Source organism: Sphingobium xenophagum (assembly GCF_002288285.1).
Lineage (GTDB): Bacteria > Pseudomonadota > Alphaproteobacteria > Sphingomonadales > Sphingomonadaceae > Sphingobium > Sphingobium xenophagum.
Window position 1 is genome coordinate 678,000 of the sequence record NZ_CP022746.1, and the last position, 24,044, is coordinate 702,043.

Here is a 24,044-nt window from a genome sequence, read left to right on the forward strand (position 1 = left end):
TTTGTATAGGGACGCCTTGCCGCTGTTACAGAGTGACGCCGCGTTTCCAGATACCGATCGAACGCTCATCATTACGTTCGTTGCACGCCGGTTCGCCGCTGGCGACCGCGATGATACGATCCAGCAACGCGCTAGCCGCTGCGTCCATGCCATTGGTCAGGACCATACCTGCGTCAAAGTCGATCCAGCCTGGTTTGGCCGCCGCAAGGGCAGAGTTGGAGGCGATCTTCATCGTTGGCACTGGGCTGCCGAGCGGCGTGCCGCGGCCAGTGGAAAATAGCGTCAGTGTCACCCCCGCCGCTGCCAATGCTGTCGTCGATACAGCATCGTTGCCCGGTGCCTCCAATATAGTCAGGCCTGTCCGGGTCGCGATATGGCCATAATCAATGACATCGACGACGTTCGAGAGCCCACCCTTCTGCACCGCGCCGAGCGATTTTTCCTCCAGCGTGGTGATGCCGCCTGCAATATTGCCTGGACTGGGATTTTCCGACACCGGTTCACCATGGTCCAGGAAATAGCGTTTGAACCGGTTGACCACCCGGGTCAGCCGATGGAACACAGCCTCATTTTCCGCGCGCACGAGCAGCAATTGTTCGGCCCCGAACATCTCGGGAATTTCGGTCAGGACCGCGGTGCCGCCTGCCTGCGTGACCGCATCGGCCATCCGGCCGATCAGGGGGTTAGCGGTCAGGCCGCTCATGGCGTCGGAACCGCCGCATTTGACCCCCAGCCGCAGCGCCGACAATGGTACGGGCTTGCGCACATCCTGCGCCATCCGTTCAGCCAGCGCCTCCAGTGCCGCCTTGCCCGCGGCAAATTCATCCTGCTCGCTTTGCGCCCTTACCGTGCGTATCCGTGCGCGCATTTCCCGCGGAATCCGGGTCAATATCAGGTCGAGTTGATTGGATTCGCAACCGAGCCCTAAAATCAGCACTCCGCCAGCATTGGGATTTTGTGCCAGTGCGGCCAGGATCGCGCTCGTGCCTTCCAGATCATGCCCCAATTGCGAACAGCCAAAAGGATGGTTGAATGCATGAACGCCATCGACATGATCGCTAACCAGCCCATCACCCCAGCGCGCCAGTCGTTCGCCCAGGCGTCCGACACAGCCCACCGAGGGTAAAATCCATATTTCGTTGCGGATGCCGACACTGCCGTCCTGCCGCACATAGCCCATGAAACCGGGCTGCGTATCAACCGGCCTTTCGACCGTCTCAACAGGCTTGGCCACATAATGATAGGCCAGTTCGCCGCGCAGCGCGGTTTTCACATTGTGGCTATGCACATGTTGGCCAACGCCGATATCCCGTGTCGCCACCCCGATCGGGGCACGATAGCGGCGGACGGCGCTTCCGGCAGTTATGTCATGGACCGCAAATTTGTGGCCCGGTGCAATCGCGTCGACAAGGGTGACTTGGCAGTCAGCCAAGACGACCACCTGCCCTGGCACGAGCGGCGTCAACGCAACGGCTACATCATCGTCCGAGGCGACTTGCAGCGCCATGATTTCTGGGTCGGGCATGGGTTGTGCCTAAATCGTTGCCAGCGCTAGCACAAGTGCAATTGACGGTGAGTATCATGCCGGGACACTATTCGCTGATACGCAGTAAAGCTGCTTCTGCGGCGCGGCGCAGATGGTCGGCCCAGATGCGTTGTCCTTCGCTGTGGCCAATCAAATCCTGCCGCACTTCTATTTCCGCATAGGAAAGGTCGCGGGCAAACGCATGGAATGGCACGGTAAAGTCGGTCGCGTCCATGGCATAGGGGACATTGTCTCCCACCGCCAGGACGCCGTCATCCCGTAACGTAGCCAGCATGGCATGGGCAAAATCGGTGCGGCCACGCCAATGCAGCACACCCACATCCCATGGTCGGGCGATCCCGTCCATGACCGGCGTGAAGCTGTGCAGCGACAGCAGGATGGTGTCGCGCCCGGACGCGCATCGCGCCGCAATCATGTCGCTGATCGCCCGATGATAGGGTGCGTGGATCGCCGCCACCCGCGCGGCGCGGGCCGTCGCGTCCAGCGCTTCATTGCCATTGATACGGCTCCCGTCGGAAACTGCCGGGATCGCATCGTCGCGCACGGGATCGCGATTGCAATCGATGACGAGGCGCGAATAAGTCTGGTACAGAAAGGCCGCATCGAGCCGTTCGGCCAGTCTATGCCCCAGTTCATGAACGCCAATATCGATGGCAATGTGACGCCGCCGGTCGGCAGCGCTCAGGCCAAGGTCGCCCAATGCAGCCGGAATGGCCGCTCCTGCATGATCACCTATCAGCAGGAACGGGGAAGCGCCTGCTGCGTTGAATAGCCCGAACGGTGCCGGATCGTTCAGACCCAACAATGCACCCGTCCCGTCTCCGGCCATCAGGATATTTCCCCATGCCCAAGCCGACGACCCTTTTTGTTATCCGTCATAGCGGTCGGCACCGGGGTTTCCTGCATAGTCATACCACCCTGATGCGCTTGCCGGAGCCATTTGGCCAGCGCCCCGGTCTGCACTGATCCCCGGCCCGCGTCGCCCTGCCCCAAACAATGCCATTAACGGCCGCTCCGTCGGCACCTCAGGAAAGTCCCGTCCATGCTGATCCGTTGCGGATATGACATCAGATTTGAAACACAGAATAAGACAGCGATCATGGCGCTGCTCAGCCTGCATCCTTCCCGGCATCTCGACCTGCGCACGCCCCAGCGGTTGCTGGCCGACCCGGATGTACCGCTCTATCATTTTGAAGACGGGTTTGGAAATGTCGCCACGCGCCTCACCATTCCCGCGGGCGGCGTCACCCTGTCATGCGATTTCGTGATCGAGGATAGCGGTTTGGTGGACGTTCCCGCCCCCGACGGTCCGCACACGCCGGTCGAAGAATTGCCCGATGCCGTGATGCCCTTCCTGCTGGGCAGTCGCTATTGCGAGACGGACCGGTTGATGGCGTTCGCCTGGGGCAATTTCGCGCATTATACGACGGCCAAGGCACGGGTCGATGCGATCGTCGATTTCGTCCACAACCATATAGAATTTGGCTATCATCATGCCCGCTCGGACATGACCGCGTGGCACGCCTTTCAGGAACAGCGGGGCGTGTGCCGGGATTTTGCGCATCTGGCCGTTACCCTGTGCCGCTGCATGAATATCCCCGCGCGTTACTGCACCGGTTATCTGGGCGACATAGGCGTCCCGCCAGTCGACGCACCTATGGACTTCAGCGCCTGGTTCGACGTCTATATCGACGGCAACTGGTACACACGCGACGCCCGCCACAACCAGCCACGCATAGGCCGCATCCTGATGGCGCGCGGACGCGACGCTACCGATGTGGCGCTCACTACGGCATTCGGCCCGACCAATCTCGTCCGGTTCGACGTCCATACTGACGAGGTGCAATCGGCCGGCGAAAAATCATACTGATAGAGGTTAAGCCGGGCATAATCGATGCGACTTTCCGGAGGGATCGTCGTTGATGGACCAAGCAGTCGCCCGACGCCGGGGTGACTGCCACCCCCACAGGAGGAAATCCCCATGTCCGACAACAGCCACGATATTTCGACCCTCAACAGCCTGATCGCGACGACGATCGACAGCGCCGATGGCTATACCGAAGCCGCCAAGGACAGCGAGAACAGCCGCTTCACTGCCCTGTTCACCAGCCGTGCTGGCGAACGGCGCGCCATTGCCACTCGCTTGCAGCAGCAGGTCGCAGCGCTCGGCGGCAACCCGGAAGATGACGGCACTCTGCTGGCAGGCGCCCATCGCATGTTCCTTAACCTCAAGTCGGTCGTGACGGGCAATGATGACAAGGCGATCATCAACGAAGTCGAAGCTGGCGAAGATCATATCAAAGCCAAGTTCGAGGATGCGCTGGAAGACAGAAAGCTGAGCCCAGCCGTACGCGACCTGGTCGAAACCAGCTATATGTCGGTCAAGGCCGGCCATGATGAGATGCGCGACATCAAACATTCGATGCAGCATTGATGCTGGGGCGGCGGGGGCAACCTCGCCGCCTTTTTCGTTACCGGAGACCTGGACCGGGACAATGTCCGCCCGTCAGCGGGCGAACCTGAAAATTTTGAACTTTGACCTTGCCGTAGCGATGTCGATCGCCATATTGTGCAGTGCAGCATAATCCGCCGCCGATTATCATGGCCAGCTTGGCCACTCTTCAAGGCCGGAGGTCATTTCATGAGAAAATTGTCCGCGAATATCGCCCAGTTGGTGGCCATGCGCGCCGCCGCAGGTCCGACAATGGAGGCAAACCAGCCGAGCCGATTGCAGGAGGTTGAATCCTTTGGCACCAATCCCGGCGCATTGAAGGCGAAATGCTACGTCCCCGCGCAAGTCGCTCAAAAGCCGGCACTGGTCGTCGTCCTGCATGGCTGCACCCAGACTGCGGACGGCTATGATCATGGTGCTGGATGGTCACAGCTTGCCGATGATCATGGCTTCATCCTGCTATTTCCAGAACAGCAGCGCTCCAACAATCCCAATCTCTGCTTCAACTGGTTTTCCCGCGCGGATAATGTCCGCGACCGTGGCGAAACATTGTCGATCCGCCAGATGATCGGAACCATGATCGACGCCCATGGGATCGACACATCGCGCATATTCATCACTGGCCTGTCAGCTGGGGGCGCGATGACCTCGATATTGCTGGCGAGCTATCCGGAATTATTCGCTGGGGGCGCGATCATAGCCGGGCTGCCCTTTGGCGCGGCCTCCAATGTTCAGCAGGCGCTGGAAGCGATGCGCGCGCCTGACACGCTCTCTGGCGACCAGCTTGGTGATCGCGTACGAAGCGCATCCGATCACGCCGGTCCCTGGCCGCGCATTGCGATCTGGCATGGCGCGGCTGACCAAACCGTCAAGAGCAGCAATGCCGACGCAATCCTGGCCCAATGGCTCTCGGTCCACGAACTGGACGAAGCGCCGAACTCGACTGAGGATATTTCCGGTCATCGCTATCGCATCTGGCACGACGCAAAGGGTCGCGCTCTGATCGAGGATTATCGCATCACGGGTATGGGCCATGGCACGCCGCTTGCCACCACCGGCAATGACGCATGCGGAACACCGATGCCGCACATGCTGGAAGCCGGTATCTCCTCCACACGACGGATCGCGGCGTCATGGGGCCTTCTGAACGATCAAAAGGTCGTACAACGCCCCAAACCAATGGATCGAGCGACAGTAGAAACGCCAAATTCACTTTCGACGGCCAAAACAGGACTTGAAACCCTATCGTCGGTCAAACCGGCACGAGCCGCCGCGAATAAGGGCAGCGTTCAGAAGATTATCGAGGATGCGCTGCGGTCGGCAGGTTTGATGCGCTAGGGTCAACAACACAACAGACAGCTGTAAAAGCTCTGGTGGGTGATCTGCTTAGCGTGTGATTGAGATGTTTTTCGGGACAATAGGCAGTGAGGCTGGTTTTGCCAGCGGAACTGCGTAATCCACGAGCTGTATCCATCGCCCGCCAAGGCAATATCTACCCCTTTTCGTGCCGCATGTTGCGGTTCAGCCAGATTGCGCGTTGCGCTGAACTTCAGTTTGATCACACCTGGTTGAGAACTGCGCCCACCTGCCTATTCAAGCCGCGCGGGCCAGTTCTTTGTCCGATTTTTGTGGCCTTGCCCTGCGTATGAACTTAAACATTCAACGCAGCTCATATCAGAAAATGTTCTGGATGCTGATCGGCAAGGTTGGGGATGGAGAGCGATCTGACCGTTTCGTCATTGCCCGACACAATGACAGGGCCGGGATTTGACAACCCGCAGCGCGCCAGAGCGCGAGAGTTGTTCAGGCGGGTGATCAACGAACATGCCGATACGCTTTCCAACTCTTCGTCGATCGCAGACAGAGTTGAGCAATGGATTTGCAACGCTCCCCTGCCGCATCGACCCATTACCGAAAGCGTCCTTTCAAAGGAATTTGGTGTTGGTCGCAGGATTGTGCGGCAGACCAGTCGCATATTGCAGCAACGCGGTGTCCTTGCTCCGCGCCGCGGTGGGAACGGCCTGGGCGGGCTTTGGGTCACAGCGCCGAGTTTGGGGGAAACGGTTGCAAAGGCTGCCGACGAACTGCGCCTTGATCAGGCCCATAATGTCCTGAACGAAGCAGCGCATTGGCTTGCTCCATCACTGGCCAGCCGGAACGATGCCCTTTCCGAGATGGTGCGTTCGTTACTGCGCTTTCAGGGGGTTAGGGATGCAATGCCGGCGCCCGACCGGAGCGACAATCTTGCCGAATGGCTTGCCAATCTTCTGCTTGGAAGAATTTCCGTATCGCAGGACCGGGACATTTTCCTGGGATCACTTTCCGACATCAGCAGCGACTATGGCGTAAGCCTTGAGGTGGCGGTCGAAGCTGTACGTATACTTGCCGATGCCCGGATCGTGAAGGTCCGCCGCGGCAGAGCGGGAGGCGTTTTTGCCAGCGCGTCGGGAACAGGATGCGCGCTGCATGTCGCCAATGCGTATTTAGCCACACAGCGTGTTTCCACTGCCGATTGCCGGGAGGTGCTTGACCAGATCAATACCGGCATGATCGAACTTGCGCGGCAAAGGCGCACATTGGAGGGGCTGAACCGTATCCGGTACGCGTTCGTTCAGATGCAGCAGGCCAACAATGGTACCGCCCTTGGCACAGCCTGGTACAGCTTCATTCGGGAAATTGCCGACATGGCAGCCAATCCCCTGATGCATTTCATGGCCAGGGCGCTCGCGTCTTCCATTCTAATGCGCCGGACTCGCAGCGCCGCACTGCCCGACGACGCTGCGCGCGAACTATTGTCGGCAAGCGTCCAGATTCTGGATCATCTGGACGATGCCTGTCAGGCCCCGATCGTAGCGGCACAATCTCGCTGCCAGAAGGCGCTGGAGAATTATTGGTAGGACCGCCGGACCCTGCTCATTCCACGTTCGTACGGTGCCTGGTCCTGGCCACCGCGTCACGCCACCCCGCAATCAGCCGCGCGCGTTCGGCGGCTGCCAGCGCGGGTTCGAACACCGCATCCCTGTTTGACGAAGATGGCGTGTCGGCCAGCGACGGCCAAATTCCGGCGGCTGTGCCAGCAAGAAAGGCCGCGCCAAGCGCTGTGGATTCGACATTGTCCGGGCGCCGGACCGGCGTTGCCAGCACATCGGCCAGAAACTGGCAGAGCCATGCGTTATGCGCCATGCCGCCATCGATCCGGATCAGATCGGCACAAAGCCCGGTATCTTCGCGCATCGTGTCGATCAGTTCTTCGCTTTGATACGCGACCGCCTCCAGCATCGCTCTGGCCACATGCGCCGCGCCCGTGCCCAAAGTCATGCCGCACAGGACAGCGCGGGCCTGCGAGTCCCAGTGCGGCGTACCCAACCCCGCGAACGCAGGGACAAGATAGACCCCGCCATTATCCGGAATAGTGCGGGCAAGTGTTTCGGTTTCAGCGGCCGAGGCGATGATGCCGAGCCGGTCGCGCAGCCATTGCACGCCCGCCCCTGCCACGAATATGGACCCTTCCAGCGCATAGCAGGTCTGCCCCCCGACACGGTAGGCGACGGTAGAAAGGAGCCGATGACGCGATCGGCTGATCGTGTCGCCAGTGTGCATCAGGCCAAAGGCGCCGGTGCCATAAGTGATCTTGACCTGACCGGCTTTCAGACATCCCTGCCCGATCAGCGCGGCCTGCTGGTCGCCGGCCATGCCCGTAATCGGCAACGCCCGTCCTAGGACAGCTGCGTCGACGGTACCGAACAGGGCGTCATTGTCCATCACTTGTGGCAGCATAGTGCGGGATATGCCGAACAACGCGCAAAGTTCGTCCGACCAATCCATCCGCTCAATATCGAAGAGCAGGGTGCGCGCGGCGTTGCTGGGATCGGTTGCGTGAACGCGGCCATCCGTCAGCCGCCACAACAAATAGGTGTCGATCGTCCCGAAGGCCAATTTGCCCGCCTCTGCGTCGCCCCGCAAACCCGGCATGGTATCGAGAAGCCAGGCCAGTTTGCTGGCCGAGAAGTAGGAATCAAGCAGAAGGCCGCTGCGCGCCGATACTTCCGTTTCCACGCCTTCCCCGATCAGGCGTTCGCATAAAGCCGCGCCACGCCGGTCCTGCCAGACGATCGCGGGATGAACGGCCCTGCCGGTCTCCCGGTCCCACACCACAAAGGTTTCCCGCTGGTTGGTGATCCCGATGGCGACAACGTCAATTCCAGCTTCTGTGGCCTGCGAAAGAGCCTGCCGCGCGGTTGCCACCACATCGCGCCAGATCGTCTCCGGATCATGCTCCACCCAGCCGGTCCGGGGATAGGATTGGTGCAATTCGACCTGCGCTCGCGCTACAATTGCGCCATCTTGGCCCACAATCAGCGCGCGGGTCGACGTCGTGCCCTGATCGATTGCCAGCACCGCCTTCATCATGACGCTCCCATTTTGGTGCCCAGGTAGGATTCCAGGCTTGCCACCTGCACGGCGGAAAGATGCAGGCCCAGCTTGCTGCGCCGCCAGAGTATGTCGTCAGCCTTTCGCGCCCATTCCTGCGCGATCAGATAATCGACCTCGCATGCGGTCAGGCCATGGCCAAAGTGAACGCCGCAATCCTGCAAACCCTGCGCGCCGCCCAGCACGAGCCAGGCGCGCCTGCCATAAGAGGCGATGAGCCGCTCCGCCCAGCCGCGCTGGAGGAAGGGATAGTGCGCGATGAGTTCCTCCACCAGCTTGGCAGCCCCGTCCATCGGGAAGTCGCCGCCGGGAAGGGCCACGCTGTCGGTCCAGCCGGGGCCTGCCAGTTCCGGTATCCGACTGGCCAGGAGGTCGATCGCCGACTGCGCGAGATGGCGGTAGGTGGTAAGCTTGCCACCGAACACGCTGAGCAAAGGCGCGCCCTCGATCGCCTCCGACAGATCGAGCCGATAACCGCGCGTCGCCGCTTCCGGCCGGCCCGATCCGTCATCGATCAGCGGGCGAACACCAGCAAAGCTCCACACTATGTCGGCGGGCGTGATCTGCTTGCGGAAATAGCCGTTCGCGCCCTCGCAGAGATAGGCGATCTCGGCGGCATCGGGCCTGATGTCGGTCAGTGAACCGCTGTGGTCGGCATCGGTCGTGCCGATCATGGTGAAGTCCTGCTCGTAGGGAATGGCAAAGAAGATGCGTCCGTCGGGGAGCTGGAAGAAATAGGAAAAATCATGGTCGAACAAGCGGGATACGACGATGTGCGAACCGCGGACCAGCCGCATGCGCTGGCTGCCACGCTGGCCGGCGAGGTCAAGCACGTCAAGCACAGCCGGCCCGCCGGCGTTGACCACGGCGCGCGCCGCATATTGCGTGCCATTGCCTGCGCGGATGCGCCAGACGCCCTGCGCCCGCTCAAGACCGGCAACAGGCGTATGCGGCAGGACGGTTGCCCCTCGATCAGCCGCATCGCGCAGGTTAAGCACGACCATGCGGGCATCGTCGACCCAGCAATCCGAATAGGCAAAGGCGGTGCGGAAACCATGTTTCAGCGGCTTTCCAGCCTCATGTGTCCGCAGGTCAAGCGTACTGGTCGGCGGCAGCTTTCGGCGGCCGCCAATATGGTCGTAAAGGAACAGACCAAGCCTTAGCAGCCATCGCGGGCGCAGGCCCGAACGGTGCGGCAAAACGAAGCGCATCGGTCGAACCGCGTGCGGGGCGATCTTCCACAGGCGCTCTCGCTCCGCCAGCGATTCCCGTACCAGCGCAAATTCGAAATGCTCAAGATAGCGCAGACCGCCATGAATGAGCTTGGTCGATGCCGAAGAGGTACCGCGGGCTATATCCCCTGCCTCCATGACAAGGACGCTCAGGCCTCGGCCCGCGGCATCGCGCGCGATCCCCGCGCCATTGATGCCAGCGCCAATGACCAGAATATCGTATATCGCAGGCATGCCGTGCGGAGGGTTGGCTGGGGGCATTTCCGGGTCTGTCGCTGAATCTGGCATCAAATCATGTCCCGAACGTCCAGAAAGGGCGGCGTTGCAAGGCTGCCGCGCGGTACAGGGCATGGCTCCTGATACGGCATGCTGATCACGCCGGGTCTGTCGCGATGACCCGAACGCCCATTTCGGCACAGATTTGTGCAAGGCGCGGATCGGTGATCCGGTCGGTTACGAAGGTATCGACATCGTTCATCGTCGCGAAGCGCACCGGCGCGTGGCGAGAAAGCTTCGAGGAATCCGCGACAAGGACAACATGACGGGCATGCGCGACGATCGATTGCGAAACCTTGATCTCGTCTATGTCGAAATCGAGCAGATTGCCATCCGCATCGAGCGCGCTCGCACCGATTACCGCATAATCCACCTTGAAAGCGCCGAGGAAATCGACCGTGAGCGGACCTACAACAGCGCGGTCCTCCGCCCGCAGCCGACCGCCCGCCACGATGACCTCTATCCCCCGTGCATCGGCAAGTATTTCGGCGACATTGAGGTTGTTGGTGACGACCATCAACCGTTGGCGCTGGGCCAGGAAGGTGGCAACCGCTTCCACGGTGGTGCCGATATTGATGAAGAGCGACACACCGTCCGGCACCAGATCCGCTGCGGCTTTGCCAATCCGGCCTTTCGCGTCGGCTGCCATGGCCTGACGCGAATGATAGCCGATATTGTCGAGCCGCGATCGCAGCATGGCTCCGCCCCGCACGCGTGAAACCGCGCCCTGCTCGTCCAGCTGGCGTAAGTCCCCACGGATCGTCTGTGGCGTTACGCCCAACAACTGCGCCAGATCCTCCACCTTGGCATGCCCGGCGCCACCAAGATGCTCGACCAGTCGCACTTGCCGCACTGCCGCCAGGTCGCGTGAGGCGTTTTCGTCTGATTTGGGTCGTTGAACCATGCCATCCCGCATAGACATAATCGTCGTGGAGGCCAAACCCGACGGATGCGGCGCTTTGGTCAAAGGACTTCATAGAAGCGCACAATGACTTGGCGAAGCTGGCCGCCAAGCACTACCGGCTCGATCGTCGAGGTGAAGACCGACTTGTTAAGCCATTCATGGTTGCCGAGCGGAGCGGTGAAAACGGGGTTCGCCCGTGCATAAGCGATACGCTGGCCGTCTGCCGCGCACGCAAGGCCCAGGTTGCGTACATGGATCAGAGCCTCGTCATGCGTGCGGATGAAATAATCGGCGACAATCTCCGTACATCCATCCTTGCGGATCAGTTGCCAGTCTGCCCCGCCGGGAACGACTGCCCCGCTCAAGGCCGGACCGCTGACTGTGCCGCCCAGCAGAGCGATTCTGTTCCCGGTGCCATGCGGCCCTTCGCCGGCCGGTTCGCTCGGCCCTAGATCAACGCGTTCCTCGAAAACGAACCGCAGTTGCGGCGCGCCGGTGGATGCTGCCGCCGCTTCCGCTGCATCGGTCAGGAGCATGGAGGCGGCGAGAGCCGCAACAAAGCGCCTCATGTCACACTCCGATCGGTTGGGTGGCGACGAGAAGCCAAGTAACGAATAGCCCCGACACAAGGGCGCCCGGCACGACCGAACCATGGCTGCGCTGCGACACGGCGCCGAACAGGCCGACAAAAGCCAGAATCACCGCAAAGCCGATCGCCGAAATCACGCGCAGTCCCTCTCCAGGCATAAGCAGGTGACCCGTGGCCGCCAGCACGCCATATTGGGCAACGAGGAAAAGGGCGAACCCGCCAGCCAGCGCAGCCATGGCACGGGCCACCGCGCCGCCCATGCTGCCGACATCAAGCGGCGAAACGGCCTGTATCAGTTGCAGCGAGCAGAGACAGCTCATCACGAAGAAGGGCGCATAAAGAAGGAAATCGCGCGCGCGCTCCAGCGAGATCGGACGGATGGTGATGAACCACCAGGAAGGATTGACGTGAAGCTGCTGGTCCGCCCCCAGCACCAGCAGGTAAGCGGGCAACAGAATGATCGCGGCAAGCGCCAATGCACGCGGCACCTCACGCATGCCCAGACCCCCGGCCTTGCGCCGCAGCATGAATAGGGAGATCAAAGCGCTGAGCAGGGCCCAACCTGCAAACTGGTTTGTGAATGTCTGCCGGAAAAGGGCGTTCTGGCCGAGCAAGGCTTCGGTCGCCATGCAGGCCGGAATGAACAGCAAAGCGGGGAGAAGCGCTATGGCGACAAGTTTGGCGATCGGCCTGGCCCCCGATGGCGGCGGGGCCGGATTCTGCTTGGGCGCGGACCTTGTGGCGAAAAAAGTTGCCGAAGCCGCGATCAATCCGGCTATCAGCAGGGGCACTGCCATGAGCGCCACGAAATTACCCGCCTCCCGCCACGGCCAGACCTGATCCGTGACGTCAAGCGCCCTGCCCCCGTCCAATGTGCGACTGAACCAGTCGAGCGCAGGGGTGATGCCGGCGGACGACTGGTGCAACCATGCATGGGTCACGGCGGGCGTCAGCAGCATGCGGGCGTTGCCATCTGCGATCCGACCGTAGAGGCGCCCCGGTACGATCGGTTCGGTACTGCCGAACAGGTCGCGCAGCTTCTTGACCGCGCCGGTCGCCAGTGGCGATTCAGGCCCCCACATGAAGCCGCCAAATTCGTCGCGCGTCCCGAAAACGACCAGCAAGTTTTTCGGGAAAGCCCGTGTGCCCTCTGGCGCAAAGGGCGCCCCAACGCTTGAGCCTTCCAGCACGAGCGAACGATAGCCGTCGGGCATCGCTTTGGCCGCGCTGAGCACGGTCCACCCGCCCATGCTGTGTCCCTCCAGCCCGATATTGCGGCGATCGACGAAAGGCAGGCTGTGAAGATAGGCGAGCGCATCCGGGCCGCCAAAACCATCGGCGAAGGCGACGGGGTCGCTGCCGCCATGTCCGCGCTGGTCGGGCGCCAGCACGACATAGCCTCTGCGGGCATATTCAGTTGCAAAGTTGGCCTGCATCTCCGCGCTGTTGAGATAACCATGGACGGCAAGGATGGCAGGTGCGGGCTTCGCACTTGTCGCTGCGCGCGGCCGGAACAGCAATGCTCGCATTTGCGCGCCGCTTGCGCCCCGGAAATGGACCTCCGAAACAGTCACGCCGTCGCCGGTCTGGATCGCTGAAGCGAGGAAGAGCCCGGCAATGGCGACGAGACTGGCGATCAGGGCGACAAGCAGCCCCGGATTGGCCCTGTACGGCATCATCAGAATTTCGCCTGAAAATCGATGCCGTAGCGGCGCGGATAGGGGACAGTCCCGAACCGCAGGAAGGTGTTCGTTTCGATACCGACGCCAACCAGCGTGTCGTTTCCGGTCAGATTCTTGCCCCACAGCCCGACTTCATATTGCCCGTCGTCAAAGGAAACGCCGATCCGCGCATTATATTCTTCGAATCCCGGCGTACGGCCAAGGCTGAAGGGAAAGACCTTGTCGTTATAGGCCGTGAAGAACTGAGAGCTTTTGTGGACCATGTCGCCATGGAGCGTCAGTTCGGCCGAAGCGCTGAGCGGAATCCTGTAGTCTGCCGCGGCGCTCATCGAGAATTTGGGCGCTTCGATCATGCGATTGCCGGCAAGGTCCGTACCGTTGAGTATCAGGCTCGTATATTTCGCGTCGAGCAATCCAAGTCCGGTCGATAGCCGCAACTGTGGCGTGATGCTGGCAGTGATTTCCGCCTCTATGCCATTGATCCGGGATTTGCCCGCATTGACCAGCGCCTGGTTGATCACCGAAATCGAATCGATGAACTGCTGATCCTTGAACTGATAGTGGAATGCAGACAGGTTCAATGTCACGCGCCGGTCGAACAACCGGCTCTTGATCCCGGCTTCATAGGCGTCGAGAAATTCGGGCTTGGCGGTCGTCAGGTCACCTGGGAACACAACCGCACCCCCGTTAAAGCCGCCGCTGCGATAACCTCGCGCATATTGGACGAACGCCATGAAATCGGACGATGCCTTGTATCGCAGGCCCAACCGGCCACTGGGCTGGGTCTCGGTATAATCGACATTGGTCGTCGGAATGCCAAGGCCGGGAATGTTCACGACCGACTGGAAATTGCGCATTTTCGCCTTGTCATGCGTCACTCGGACACCGCCATAGAGGCTAAATGTCGGCGAGAAGTTGAAGCTACCGTCCATATATGCGGCATAGGAGGTCCGCGTCTGACGATAGGTTTGCCGCGCGTCGAAGCCTCCGTCGAACTGCGACACATGGAACAGGTTGTCGAGCGTATCGCGGAAATAATAAAGGCCCGCGATCAGGTTAAACGGTCCGTCAAACTGCGTCGCAAGACGAAGATCTTGTGAATATTCCTTTGTCCTTGCCTCGAAATCCAGAGCCAACAGATTGGCGGCACTGCCGTCACCGTCAACTTCGTTGAGGAAATAGCCCTTAAGGTAGGAGGAGATGGACGTCAGCGCGACATTGCCCAGATCCTTGTTGAGCGTGAGACTGACGCCATCGCCGCGTACCCGGATGCGACCGTCCCGGTCATAATAGCCCTCGCGCGGGCCGAGCAGTTCGCCGGTATTGGGGTCACGGTGCGGGTCAAATCCGAATGCATTGGTGTTGCCTGGCAGATATCCCGTGACGTTGGTGCCGACGGCTTCGGGTGCGCTACGGGTGAAACTGTAGCGCAGGGTTGCGTCGAAGCCCGCATCATCCTTGTATTTAAGCGCGGTGCGGATCGCGACCTTGTTGAAGTTCGACTTGTCACGTCCTCCTGGCAACAGATTCTTGACGAAACCGTCGCTGTCGCTGGTATTGAAAGAGACGCGCAAGGCGAGACGATCTTCGACAAGTTGGGTATTGGCCGCGCCCTGCAGGCCAACATAGCTATAATTGCCAAGCTCGGCCGAAATGAAGCCCGAATTGTCGAATTGCGGCGCCCGGGTGATATAGCTGACAGCGCCACCCACGGTTTCCTTGCCGAACAACGTGCCCTGGGGACCGCGCAGCACCTCTACCCGGTCCATATCGAACAGTTGCGCGCCACCGAGGAAGGAAGCGCGGACGAAAACTTCGTCGTAGAAAATGCCAGTGGGCGAGGAAGCGTTAAGGTCGAATGCCGACTGGGCGATGCCGCGGACCGAGAATTTGGGCTGGTCCTCATTGCCCAGCACGCTGACCGAGAGATTGGGTGTCTGTCGGGCGATTTCGGTGCCGCTGCGCATCTGTAGCGTGCCGAGCGAAGATCCGGCGACCGCAGTGATCGAGATGGGAACGTCCTGCACGCTCTGTGCCCGCTTCTGGGCCGTGACGATAATCTCGTTGGGATCGCTCACGACCGCGTTAGCCGCCGACTGATCCTGCGCCGAAGCGGGAACTGCGAACGCGGCGGCAAGGCTGGTGGAGATGAGCAGGCTCAGATGACTGGTGCGCAAGATGATTCCCTCCCGAAAAGCCGCATCTCTCTGACGGGATGACGGCATGTTTTCTTCGCTCTTTTTCGCTGCTTTTCGTTTCCGAAAATAGCGGGCTATTTGAATCGCGGCTGACGATCAGGCCGCTTGCCGATCGGGGGACTTGCTTGCCGCTGCGTGCCAGTGCGGCGGTGGAACCAACCTTGCGGCCATACGCTGATAGCGCGGAGGTAATGCATGCCCGCACGCGCATATTGGCAGGGTCAAATCAAGCTGGCGCTGGTTTCGATTCCGGTCGAAATCTATCCTGCCACCAAGTCTGGACCGGCCATATCCTTCCGCCAGATCCACGAACCCAGCGGCAAGCCGATCCATTACGACAAGGTGGTCAGCGGCATCGGTCCGGTCGATCGCGACGAAATCTTCAAAGGATATGAGATTTCCAAGGGCAATTACGTCCTGTTGGATCAGGAAGAGATTGAGTCGGTGAAGATCGAGAGTCGCAAGACTCTGGACCTCGTTCAATTTGTCGACGCCGATGCGATTGATGTGCTTTACTATGAAAAGCCCTATTTCGTGGTCCCCGCCGACGATCTGGCGGAGGAAGCCTATACTGTGCTGCGCGATGCGCTGCGGCAGACGAAGAAAGTCGGCCTGGGGCAGTTATCCGTGCGTGGGCGCGAACAACTGGTGTCGCTCAAGCCCTGCGGACGCGGGTTGGTGCTGGAAGTGCTGCGCTATGCCGATGAAGTCAACAAGGCCCAGAGCTATTTTCGCGGACTCCCTGGCGATGAGGCTGACCCGGAGATGCTCGACCTGGCCGTTAGCATCATCGAGAAGCGCACAGCCCCCTTCGAGCCGGAGGAGTTTCACGACCGCTATGTCGATGCGCTTCACCGTCTGATCGACAAGAAAAAGAAGGCGAAGGGCAAGCGGATCATCGAGGATGTCGACGATGAACCGGCCGGGGCCAAGGCAGGCAATGTCATCGACCTGATGGCCGCACTGAAAAAATCCGCTGGATCGGGCAAGAGCGCGACCACAAAAAGCACCGCCGCCAAGGCCAAGCCCAAAAAAGCCGCAGCGTCAAAACGCAAGAGCGCGTGATGGAACTGAACCCCGTCACGCCCCTCCATCTGATCGATGGCCCCGTGCTGCTACGGCTGGGTGCTGCGGCGGTGCTGGGCCTGTTGCTGGGCATGGACCGGGAATTGCGTGGCCATGCAGCGGGCATGCGGACCCACGGCCTTATCTGCTTTACCGCGGCGCTAATGACCGTGTGCGCCATCGCCCTGCATCTCCAGTTGCAAGGCGGGGGCAATATCGACCCGTTGCGCGTGTTCGAGGCAGCGGCCGCCTTTACCGCCATCATCGCGGCCGGGCTGATCGTATTCAGCAAGGGCGAGGTCCGCAACCTGACGACCGCAGCGCATATCTGGCTGGCGGCGGTTATCGGCATCGCCTGCGGCGCGGCGCTCTGGCCGCTGGTCGTCAGCGCGACGATCGTGGCGATCATCATGCTCACCGTCCTGGGCTTTGTCGAACGCCGCTGGCTCGATCCGCTGGATCGGACGAAATGATGGCCAGAAAGGATGCCCTTTCCACCTACAATGCCAAGCGGGATTTCGACCGCACGCGCGAACCCAAGGGCAAGGTGGCGAAAACAGGCGGCAACAGCTTCGTCGTGCAGAAACATGCCGCGACCCGCCTGCATTGGGATTTTCGGCTGGAAATGGACGGGGTGCTCAAAAGCTGGGCCGTAACGCGAGGGCCAAGCATCGACCCGGCCGACAAAAGGCTGGCCGTGCGGACGGAGGATCACCCGCTGGATTATGGCACGTTCGAAGGCTTGATCCCCAAGGGCGAATATGGCGGCGGCACGGTAATGTTGTGGGATCGCGGCACCTGGGAACCGATCGCAGGAAAGAGCGCTGCCGATATAGAGGATGGGCACCTGCATTTCATTCTGCATGGGGAGCGGATGAAGGGCGAGTGGCTGTTGGTGCGGATGAAAGGGCGTCCCAAGGAGAAGCGCGAAAACTGGCTGTTGCGCAAGATTGACGACAAGGAGGCCGGGTCGGGCGATGCGCTGGTCGAACGTGCGCTTACCAGCATAGTGACGGGCCGATCGATGGCGGAGATTGAGGCCGACAAGGCTGGCGAACAGTCCCTTGCCGGGGCGCATGGCAAAGGCTTCGCTGCGAAGATGGCGGCAGCGAAGGATCATACCGCCAAAATAAGCGACAGGCGGAAAACGCGCGCCACGGCCCTGCCCCGCTTCGTGAAGCCACAACTCGCCACGTTGGTGGATGCCGTGCCGACCGGGAACGATTGGCTGCACGAGATCAAATATGATGGCTATCGCGCGCTGATCGCCGCAAGCGGGCAGAAAGTGACGCTTTTTACGCGCAACGGCCTGGACTGGACCGAAAAATTCGCGCCGCTCACGGGTGCGATCGCCGCGCTGGACCTGCCGCCGTGCCTGATAGACGGCGAAGTGGTGGCGCTGGACGGCAATGGCAATCCCGATTTCTCGACATTGCAGCAGACGCTCAAGCGCGGGCATGGGCAGGAGGATGCGACACGGCCGCTGCACCTGTTCGCCTTCGATCTGCTTTCGCTCGATGGGCAAGACCTCAAGGGGCTGCCCACCATCGAGCGCAAGGAGCGGCTGGAAGCGCTGCTGCATCAGGCGGAATCGCCCATCCATGTCTCCGATCATGTTCTGGGGGCCGGAGAAACCTTGTTCCGATCGCTTTGCGAGGCCGGGCAGGAAGGCATCATCTCCAAGCGCGCCGACGCGCCATATCGCAGTTCCCGAACCCGCAGCTGGGTGAAGGTCAAATGCACCCGGCGCCAGGAGTTCGTCCTTGTCGGATGGACCAGGAGCAATGCCAGGGGACGTCCTTTCGCGTCCCTGCTGCTCGCCCAGCATGAGGGGCAAAAGCTGGTCTACAAGGGCAAGGTCGGGACCGGCTTCGATAGTCAGGCGATGGACGAACTGGACAAGGCCATGGCCCGCTTGGCAACCGACACGGCCCCGGTCGACGTGCCCCGCGCGGAGACGCGCGGCGTAAGCTGGATCAAGCCGAAGCTGGTTGCCGAAATCGCCTTCGCCGAATTCACTGCCGATGGTCGCGTCCGTCATGGCAGCTTCCTGGGTCTGCGTGCCGATAAGCCAGCAAAGACGGTGAAACCGGAAAAGCCCGCGCCTGCCCCTGTGCCGAAGAGCGCGATCGACATCAGCAGCCGTGATCGGGTCATCTTCCCCGAAACCGGCCAGACCAAGGGGGAACTGGCGGATTATTATTCCCGCATAGCGCCGCTGATGCTGCCTTTCTCCGCCAACCGGCCCATCAGCCTGGTCCGCTGTCCACAAGGGCGAGCGAAGAAATGCTTCTTTCAGAAGCATGACAGCGGCGCCTTCGGACAGGAAGTCCGACAGATGCCCATTCGCGAGAAAAACGGCGGGTCGGAAGATTATATCTATGTCGACAGCGCGGACGGCCTGCTGGCCTGCGTCCAGATGGGGACGATTGAATTTCACGGCTGGGCCAGCAGAACCGACGATGTGGAGAAGCCCGACCGTATGATCTTCGACCTTGACCCGGACGAAGGACTGGACTTTGACAAGGTGAAGCGAGCGGCCAAGGATATACGCGATCATCTCGCTGACATCGGGCTTGTCTCCTTCGCGATGCTGTCGGGTGGCAAGGGCGTGCATGTCGTCGTACCGCTGACGCCCGGTCACAACTGGGACACGCACAAGGATTTCGCGTCGCGCTTCGCCCAGGCTCTGAGCGCCGCAGAGCCTGACCGCTTCACTGCGACGATGAGCAAGGCGAAGCGAAAGGGCCGCATCTTCATAGACTGGTTGCGAAACCAGCGTGGCAGCACGGCCATCCTCCCCTATTCCGCCCGCGCCCGCCCCGGCGCGCCTGTCGCCATACCGATCGACTGGGAAGAACTGGACAGGATGAAGGACGCCCATCCCTTCTCCATCGATGATCCCGACACCCTGCTGAAGAGGAGCAAAGGCCTCAAAGGCTGGGGATTTGCAGCGCAAGCCCTGCCGGAAATTTGACCTGGCTCCAAAGCAACCGGGCCCAAGGAAGCGCGCTACCTTCGCGGACCATTGCCCGTATCCCGCAACTATGCGTGTTCGGGCGATCGCCGCTCAAGCGGCGAATGGATCGACTTCCTTCTTCCGTCCGCCGTGAAGGTGACGCATATGCCTATGTTATCGCTGCCGGTTCGGGCAGCTTCGATAGAATGAGGCCGCGCGGCCCACAACTGCTGCGCCGCCGTCTTGGAACAGGATTGACTATGGGAAAGATCGCACATTTTCTGGTGTCCGCGGCGATGGTCGCGGGGCTGAGCGCCACGCCAGCGTTCGCCCAGCCCAAGCAGGTGCTCACGCATGAGACGCTGTGGATGATGAAGTCGGTCGGCGCGCCGCTGACCAGCCCGGACGGCAAATGGGTCATCTATTCCCTGCGCGAACCATCCTATGCGAAGGATGAATCCGTCAGCGATCTGTGGATCGTGCCGACCGACGGCAGCGCGGCTCCGCGCAGGATAACGTCGAGCAAGGCGGGAGAGAGTGATCCGGCCTGGGCGCCCGACAGCCGCCGCATCGCCTTTTCTACCAAGCGCGAAGGCGATGATGTCGCGCAGATCTACATCCTCGACCTGGCGGGTGGCGAAGCCCGGCGCGCGACGGACGTGCCGACGGGTGCGGCCAGACCGCAATGGCGACCCGACGGGCAGGCGATCCTGTTTGAAAGCATGGTCTATCCCGGCGCAGTCGACGCGGCGACCAACAAGAAGGCAGCCGATGAGCGCAAGGCGCGCAAATTTTCCATGCGCGTCTATGAACATTTCCCGATCCGCTACTGGAACGAATGGCTGGACGATCGCCGCCCCAGCCTGTGGGTCCAGCCGCTAACCCAGGGCGCGGCAGCGCGTGACATCATCTCCACGACGCAACTGGCGAAAATGGAGGGATTTGGCGGCTCCCCGCGCAATGATGGCGGCGCGAGCCTGTCGCCCATATGGAGTCCCAATGGACAGGAAATCCTGTTCATCGCCACGACGCAGCGGTGGGATGCAGCCCATGCACGGGTCAATTACGGCCTGTACCGCATGTCCGCCGACGGTGGCGAACCGACATTGGCCACGCCGGTCCTGGGCGAATATGGCGATCCCAAATTCACACCCGACGGCAAAAATCTGATCGTCAAATTCAACAGCCAGGGCGATGAAGTATATGATCTGGCCCGACTACATCGCGTTGCGTGGCCCGCTGGCGGCGCTGCAACGCTGCTGACCGGCGCGTTTGATCGCGAAGTGGATGGCTACGCCGTGACGCCTGACAGCCGGACCTTGTTTCTGACCGTGCCTGACGCAGGTCTGGAGCATGTCTATCGCGTGCCGGTTGCCGGTGGAAAACCCGAACTGGCGATCGCGGCCAAGGTCGGCGGCTATACCGCCATAGACATTCCGTCCGATGCCAAATCGACCGAGTTGATTGCCAGCTATGGCAGCGCGGTGAACCCGGCGGAGATTGTCCGCATCGACCCCAAAAGTGGGCGTCATCGCAATCTGACCAACGTCAACACGGCACTTGCCGAAACGATCGACTGGTCCAGCCCCCAGCATTTCTGGTTCACCAGCGACAGGGGACGGCGTATCCACAATATGGTCGTCACGCCGCCCGCATTCGACGCGACGAAAAAATATCCCCTGATGGTGCTGATGCATGGCGGCCCGGCATCGTCCAACGCTGATCAGATTGGTCTGCGCTGGAACTACCATCTTCTGGCCAGCGCCGGTTATGTCGTGCTGCTGACCGACTATACCGGATCAACGGGTTATGGCGAAGCCTTTGCCCGCGCCATCAAGCTCGACCCGTTGCGCGGCCCTGCCAACGAAATCAATCAGGCTGTGGACGAGGCCGGCAAGCGGTACGGCTTTATCGACACCACCAATGCCTGTATCGGCGGCGCGAGCTATGGCGGGCATCTTGCCAACTGGATGGAAGCCACGACCACCCGGTACAAATGTATCGTCAGTCATGCCGGTGAAGTCGATCTGCTGACCCAATGGGGCACCAGCGATTTCAACTATGGGCGCGAAGTGGCCAGCGGCGGCCCGCCCTGGGGCGACAGCAAGGTCTGGCGCGACCAGAGCCCGATCACATATGGCAAGGACTGGAAGACCCCGATGCTGCTGACCGCAGGCGAAAGGGACTATCGCGTGCCGATGTCGAACACGCTGGAAACCTGGTCGACGCTGCAACGGATGCAGGTGCCAAGCCGCCTGCTGATCTTCCCGGACGCATGGCACTGGATCACCAAGCCGGAGGATAGCCGCCAATTCTATCGCGAGGTGCAGGGCTGGCTGGCCCATTATCTGAAAGGTGCGCCTGCGGTGAAGGGCGGGCCGATCACATCCACACCCGCCAGCGCTCCGGCGGCGGAATGATCGGACGGTTATAATATGAAAAAATGCCGGCGGATCATTCGATCCTGCCGGCATTTGTTCGGCCTCAACTCAGCGATCCGACCTTCGGCGCAGCAGCGCATCGGCTGACCAGGCGCCTCCGCCGCGCGCGATGAGGGGCAGCAGGATGGCAATCCAGCTAAGATGCGTCGGCCAGGCGTCGGGATAGACGAAAATTTGGATGACCAACGTCATCGTAAGGAGAGCCAGCGCTGAAAAACGCGTACCCAGCCCCAGCACGAGCAGGATAGAGAAAAGATGTTCCGCCCCGGTGGCCATGGTCGCGGCGATGTCCGGCGGCACCAGCGGCAGCGCATATTCGGTACGAAACAGCTCATATGTGCCGTCCGTGATGGTCAGGATACCCTCTACCTTCGTGCGTCCGGACAGGAAGAATATGGACGCGATGGCCATACGGGCGACGAATAGCAGCAATGCATCCGGCAACATCGCGGCGATGCGCCGAGTGCAACGATCATGGATTGGCACAAGCATCGATCATCTCCAGCAGGGCCGGGACGAAGGCACGCCCCGGCCGCTTCGGTCAGGCCTTGGGCGTCAGCGATCCGTTACCCTTGGGCGTCTTGATCGATGTGCAGGTGCCTGCCTTGACCAGCTTCCAGGCGTTGCCCTGATAGTTGACCTTGGACGTGCCCGCGCAGCTGGTGCCGGGGCCCGCAGCACAGTCGTTCTTGCCGGCGAGCGAGACGCCGTAGCATTTTTCCATCTTCGGCTTTTCCTGGGCATGGGCAGGCATGGCGAGCGCGGCTGCCGAAGCGATGGCGATGCTCGCAGCGAGCGCGGCATGGGTGGTACGCATCATGATGTCCTCTTTGATCCTGGGCCTCTTCACGCGGTCCGGACAGGCCGGACCGCGCGGTGACCGGGGAGGAGGCTGGGGAAAGCCCGTGTCACGTCGGCAAGTTCGTGACAGGCGCAAATCCGGTTACAGACATTTCGCGCGAAAATTTTTCGCGCAAAGCTGTAACCTGGCCACGACTTCCTCCGAACATGCGAATGAGGAGACAGAATGCATACCACAGAGGAGCATCTGCGTGCGTTGATGATCGATGGGCTGAATGGCGACGCCAAGGCCCATGAAGCATTGCTGCGCCTGCTTGTTCCGCTGCTGCGGGGCTTCTATCGGCGTCGGCTTCGCGGCGCTGACGACGATGTCGAGGATATGGTGCAGGAAACCCTTATTGCCGTTCATACCCGCCGCGCCACCTACGACCGAGAGCGCCCATTCACCGCCTGGCTGTACGCGGTCGCGCGATACAAAATGATCGACCACCTGCGCCGCGTCGGCCGTCTGCGGCCGATCGAGGATTACGATGAATGGCTCACCGCTGCGGATTTCGAGGCGAGCAGCATCGCCCGGCTGGATGTGGACGACCTGTTGCAAGGGCTGCCTGACAAGCAGGCGCGGGCGATCCGCGCCACGCGGATCGAGGGACTGAGCGTCGCCGAGGCGGCAAGCGCGGAGGGTATAGGGGAATCGGACGTAAAGGTTTCGGTACATCGCGGACTGAAGGCGCTGATGGGTCGGGTACAAGGAGCGCTGCGATGAACACGGACGATCTGGTCAGGCATCTGGCCAAGGAAACGCGCCCGGTCGGTCGCAATAGCGTCGCGCGAAGGCTGGCCATCGGCATGGCCGCCGGAGGAACAGGATCGGCCATATTGATCCTGATCGCGCTTGGGATGCGGCCGGATCTGGGCACGGCGATGCAGGGCACATCCTTCTGGATGAAATGGGGCTATACCTTTTCCCTGGCGGTCGCCGCATTGATGACAACCGCGCAACTCGCCCGGCCCGATAGCGGTCGGCTGCGTGGCCTGTGGCTGCTCGTGATCCCGGTCGTCCTGCTGGCGGGCATAGGCTTTCTCGAACTGGCGCGGACTCCGTCGTCCCAATGGCTGGCGATGTGGCTGGGCGAGAGCTGGAAAAGCTGTCCATGGATGGTCCTGTCGCTGTCCGCGCCGATCTTTGCGGGATTGCTCTGGTCCTTCCGCAGGCTCGCCCCTACGCGGCTCAGGGCGGCCGGGGCGGCGGCGGGCCTTTCTGCCGGCGCATTTGCGGCGACCGTCTATTGCCTGCACTGCCCCGAAGTGTCGGCCATCTTCGTTCTGACCTGGTATTCGCTCGGCATCGTGTTGGCGACCCTGCTCGGCATGCTGGTGGGGCCAAGGCTGCTGCGCTGGTGAGGCGACACAGCGTTCCAGCAGGAATTTTCGTTCGCTGCTGTAACCAGTCGACCGGCGGGACCGA

Annotated in this window: 20 protein-coding genes; 10 read left to right on the top strand and 10 right to left on the bottom strand. The window is 61.2% G+C overall.

The genetic code is table 11. The features are described from left to right. Nucleotides 1–25 precede the first annotated feature (25 nt). The gene (locus CJD35_RS17890) at nucleotides 26–1,525 is read right to left on the bottom strand and encodes a UxaA family hydrolase (RefSeq protein ID WP_017181234.1); all 1,500 of its coding nucleotides are present in this window, start codon (nucleotides 1,523–1,525) and stop codon (nucleotides 26–28) included. Nucleotides 1,526–1,592: 67 nt separating this feature from the next. Continuing rightward, nucleotides 1,593–2,375 (bottom strand): N-formylglutamate amidohydrolase, encoded by a 783-nt coding sequence (locus CJD35_RS17895; protein ID WP_017181235.1) that lies wholly within the window; start codon nucleotides 2,373–2,375, stop codon nucleotides 1,593–1,595. Nucleotides 2,376–2,588: 213 nt separating this feature from the next. On the opposite strand from CJD35_RS17895, the gene CJD35_RS17900 reads away from it, so the two are divergent. The 4 genes from CJD35_RS17900 (at nucleotide 2,589) to CJD35_RS22515 (ending at nucleotide 6,895) form a co-directional block, all read left to right on the top strand. Next, nucleotides 2,589–3,416, top strand: coding sequence for a transglutaminase-like domain-containing protein (locus CJD35_RS17900; RefSeq protein WP_017181236.1), 828 nt, complete (start codon nucleotides 2,589–2,591; stop codon nucleotides 3,414–3,416). Between the two features lie 111 nt (nucleotides 3,417–3,527). Then, on the top strand, nucleotides 3,528–3,980 hold the full coding sequence (locus CJD35_RS17905) for a PA2169 family four-helix-bundle protein (protein ID WP_017181237.1): 453 nt from the start codon (nucleotides 3,528–3,530) through the stop codon (nucleotides 3,978–3,980). A gap of 207 nt (nucleotides 3,981–4,187) precedes the next feature. Continuing rightward, nucleotides 4,188–5,336 (top strand): extracellular catalytic domain type 1 short-chain-length polyhydroxyalkanoate depolymerase, encoded by a 1,149-nt coding sequence (locus CJD35_RS17910; RefSeq protein WP_019052326.1) that lies wholly within the window; start codon nucleotides 4,188–4,190, stop codon nucleotides 5,334–5,336. 374 nt (nucleotides 5,337–5,710) lie between these two features. Then, nucleotides 5,711–6,895, top strand: a complete 1,185-nt coding sequence (locus tag CJD35_RS22515) for a FadR/GntR family transcriptional regulator (protein WP_157742337.1) — start codon at nucleotides 5,711–5,713, stop codon at nucleotides 6,893–6,895. 16 nt (nucleotides 6,896–6,911) lie between these two features. Here CJD35_RS22515 and glpK read toward each other — a convergent pair whose 3' ends face one another. The 6 genes from glpK to CJD35_RS17950 form a co-directional block, all read right to left on the bottom strand. After that, nucleotides 6,912–8,405 (bottom strand): glycerol kinase GlpK, encoded by a 1,494-nt coding sequence (gene glpK, locus CJD35_RS17925; RefSeq protein ID WP_017181241.1) that lies wholly within the window; start codon nucleotides 8,403–8,405, stop codon nucleotides 6,912–6,914. Further along, the gene (locus CJD35_RS17930; RefSeq protein ID WP_017181242.1) at nucleotides 8,405–9,895 is read right to left on the bottom strand and encodes a glycerol-3-phosphate dehydrogenase; all 1,491 of its coding nucleotides are present in this window, start codon (nucleotides 9,893–9,895) and stop codon (nucleotides 8,405–8,407) included. Before CJD35_RS17930 ends, glpK begins: the two co-directional genes overlap by 1 nt. A 139-nt stretch (nucleotides 9,896–10,034) precedes the next feature. Then, nucleotides 10,035–10,904, bottom strand: coding sequence for a DeoR/GlpR family DNA-binding transcription regulator (locus CJD35_RS17935; protein WP_017181243.1), 870 nt, complete (start codon nucleotides 10,902–10,904; stop codon nucleotides 10,035–10,037). After that, nucleotides 10,901–11,410: a DUF3237 domain-containing protein gene (locus CJD35_RS17940; RefSeq protein WP_241763565.1), complete on the bottom strand. Its 510-nt coding sequence runs from the start codon at nucleotides 11,408–11,410 to the stop codon at nucleotides 10,901–10,903. Before CJD35_RS17940 ends, CJD35_RS17935 begins: the two co-directional genes overlap by 4 nt. A gap of 1 nt (nucleotide 11,411) precedes the next feature. Continuing rightward, nucleotides 11,412–13,109 carry an alpha/beta hydrolase family protein gene (locus tag CJD35_RS17945; protein WP_017181245.1) on the bottom strand — a complete coding sequence of 566 codons (1,698 nt, stop codon included), beginning with the start codon at nucleotides 13,107–13,109 and terminating at the stop codon, nucleotides 11,412–11,414. Further along, a complete protein-coding gene (locus tag CJD35_RS17950; RefSeq protein ID WP_095687301.1) occupies nucleotides 13,109–15,289 on the bottom strand; it encodes a TonB-dependent receptor in 2,181 nt (726 codons plus the stop codon). Before CJD35_RS17950 ends, CJD35_RS17945 begins: the two co-directional genes overlap by 1 nt. 216 nt (nucleotides 15,290–15,505) lie before the next feature. Between CJD35_RS17950 and ku the strand changes: the two genes are divergently transcribed. The 4 genes from ku (at nucleotide 15,506) to CJD35_RS17970 (ending at nucleotide 21,754) form a co-directional block, all read left to right on the top strand. Next, a complete protein-coding gene (ku, locus tag CJD35_RS17955) occupies nucleotides 15,506–16,375 on the top strand; it encodes a non-homologous end joining protein Ku (protein ID WP_017181247.1) in 870 nt (289 codons plus the stop codon). Beyond that, entirely contained in the window at nucleotides 16,375–16,848 is a 474-nt protein-coding gene (locus CJD35_RS17960) for an MgtC/SapB family protein (RefSeq protein WP_017181248.1), read from the top strand. The genes ku and CJD35_RS17960 overlap by 1 nt, the downstream gene beginning before the upstream one ends. Then, nucleotides 16,848–19,352 carry a DNA ligase D gene (ligD, locus tag CJD35_RS17965; protein WP_017181249.1) on the top strand — a complete coding sequence of 835 codons (2,505 nt, stop codon included), beginning with the start codon at nucleotides 16,848–16,850 and terminating at the stop codon, nucleotides 19,350–19,352. The genes CJD35_RS17960 and ligD overlap by 1 nt, the downstream gene beginning before the upstream one ends. 242 nt (nucleotides 19,353–19,594) lie before the next feature. Continuing rightward, the gene (locus CJD35_RS17970; protein WP_017181250.1) at nucleotides 19,595–21,754 is read left to right on the top strand and encodes a dipeptidyl-peptidase 5; all 2,160 of its coding nucleotides are present in this window, start codon (nucleotides 19,595–19,597) and stop codon (nucleotides 21,752–21,754) included. A 69-nt stretch (nucleotides 21,755–21,823) separates the two neighbouring features. Here CJD35_RS17970 and CJD35_RS17975 read toward each other — a convergent pair whose 3' ends face one another. Then, on the bottom strand, nucleotides 21,824–22,267 hold the full coding sequence (locus CJD35_RS17975) for a DoxX family protein (RefSeq protein WP_017181251.1): 444 nt from the start codon (nucleotides 22,265–22,267) through the stop codon (nucleotides 21,824–21,826). Nucleotides 22,268–22,316: 49 nt separating this feature from the next. After that, nucleotides 22,317–22,592 (bottom strand): BufA1 family periplasmic bufferin-type metallophore, encoded by a 276-nt coding sequence (locus CJD35_RS17980; RefSeq protein WP_019052323.1) that lies wholly within the window; start codon nucleotides 22,590–22,592, stop codon nucleotides 22,317–22,319. 210 nt (nucleotides 22,593–22,802) lie between these two features. On the opposite strand from CJD35_RS17980, the gene CJD35_RS17985 reads away from it, so the two are divergent. Together CJD35_RS17985 and CJD35_RS17990 are read left to right on the top strand one after the other, a co-directional pair. Next, complete coding sequence (locus tag CJD35_RS17985; protein ID WP_095687302.1) at nucleotides 22,803–23,342, top strand: sigma-70 family RNA polymerase sigma factor; 540 nt, start codon at nucleotides 22,803–22,805, stop codon at nucleotides 23,340–23,342. Next, nucleotides 23,339–23,980, top strand: a complete 642-nt coding sequence (locus tag CJD35_RS17990; protein ID WP_017181254.1) for a DUF1109 domain-containing protein — start codon at nucleotides 23,339–23,341, stop codon at nucleotides 23,978–23,980. The genes CJD35_RS17985 and CJD35_RS17990 overlap by 4 nt, the downstream gene beginning before the upstream one ends. Nucleotides 23,981–24,044 lie beyond the last annotated feature (64 nt).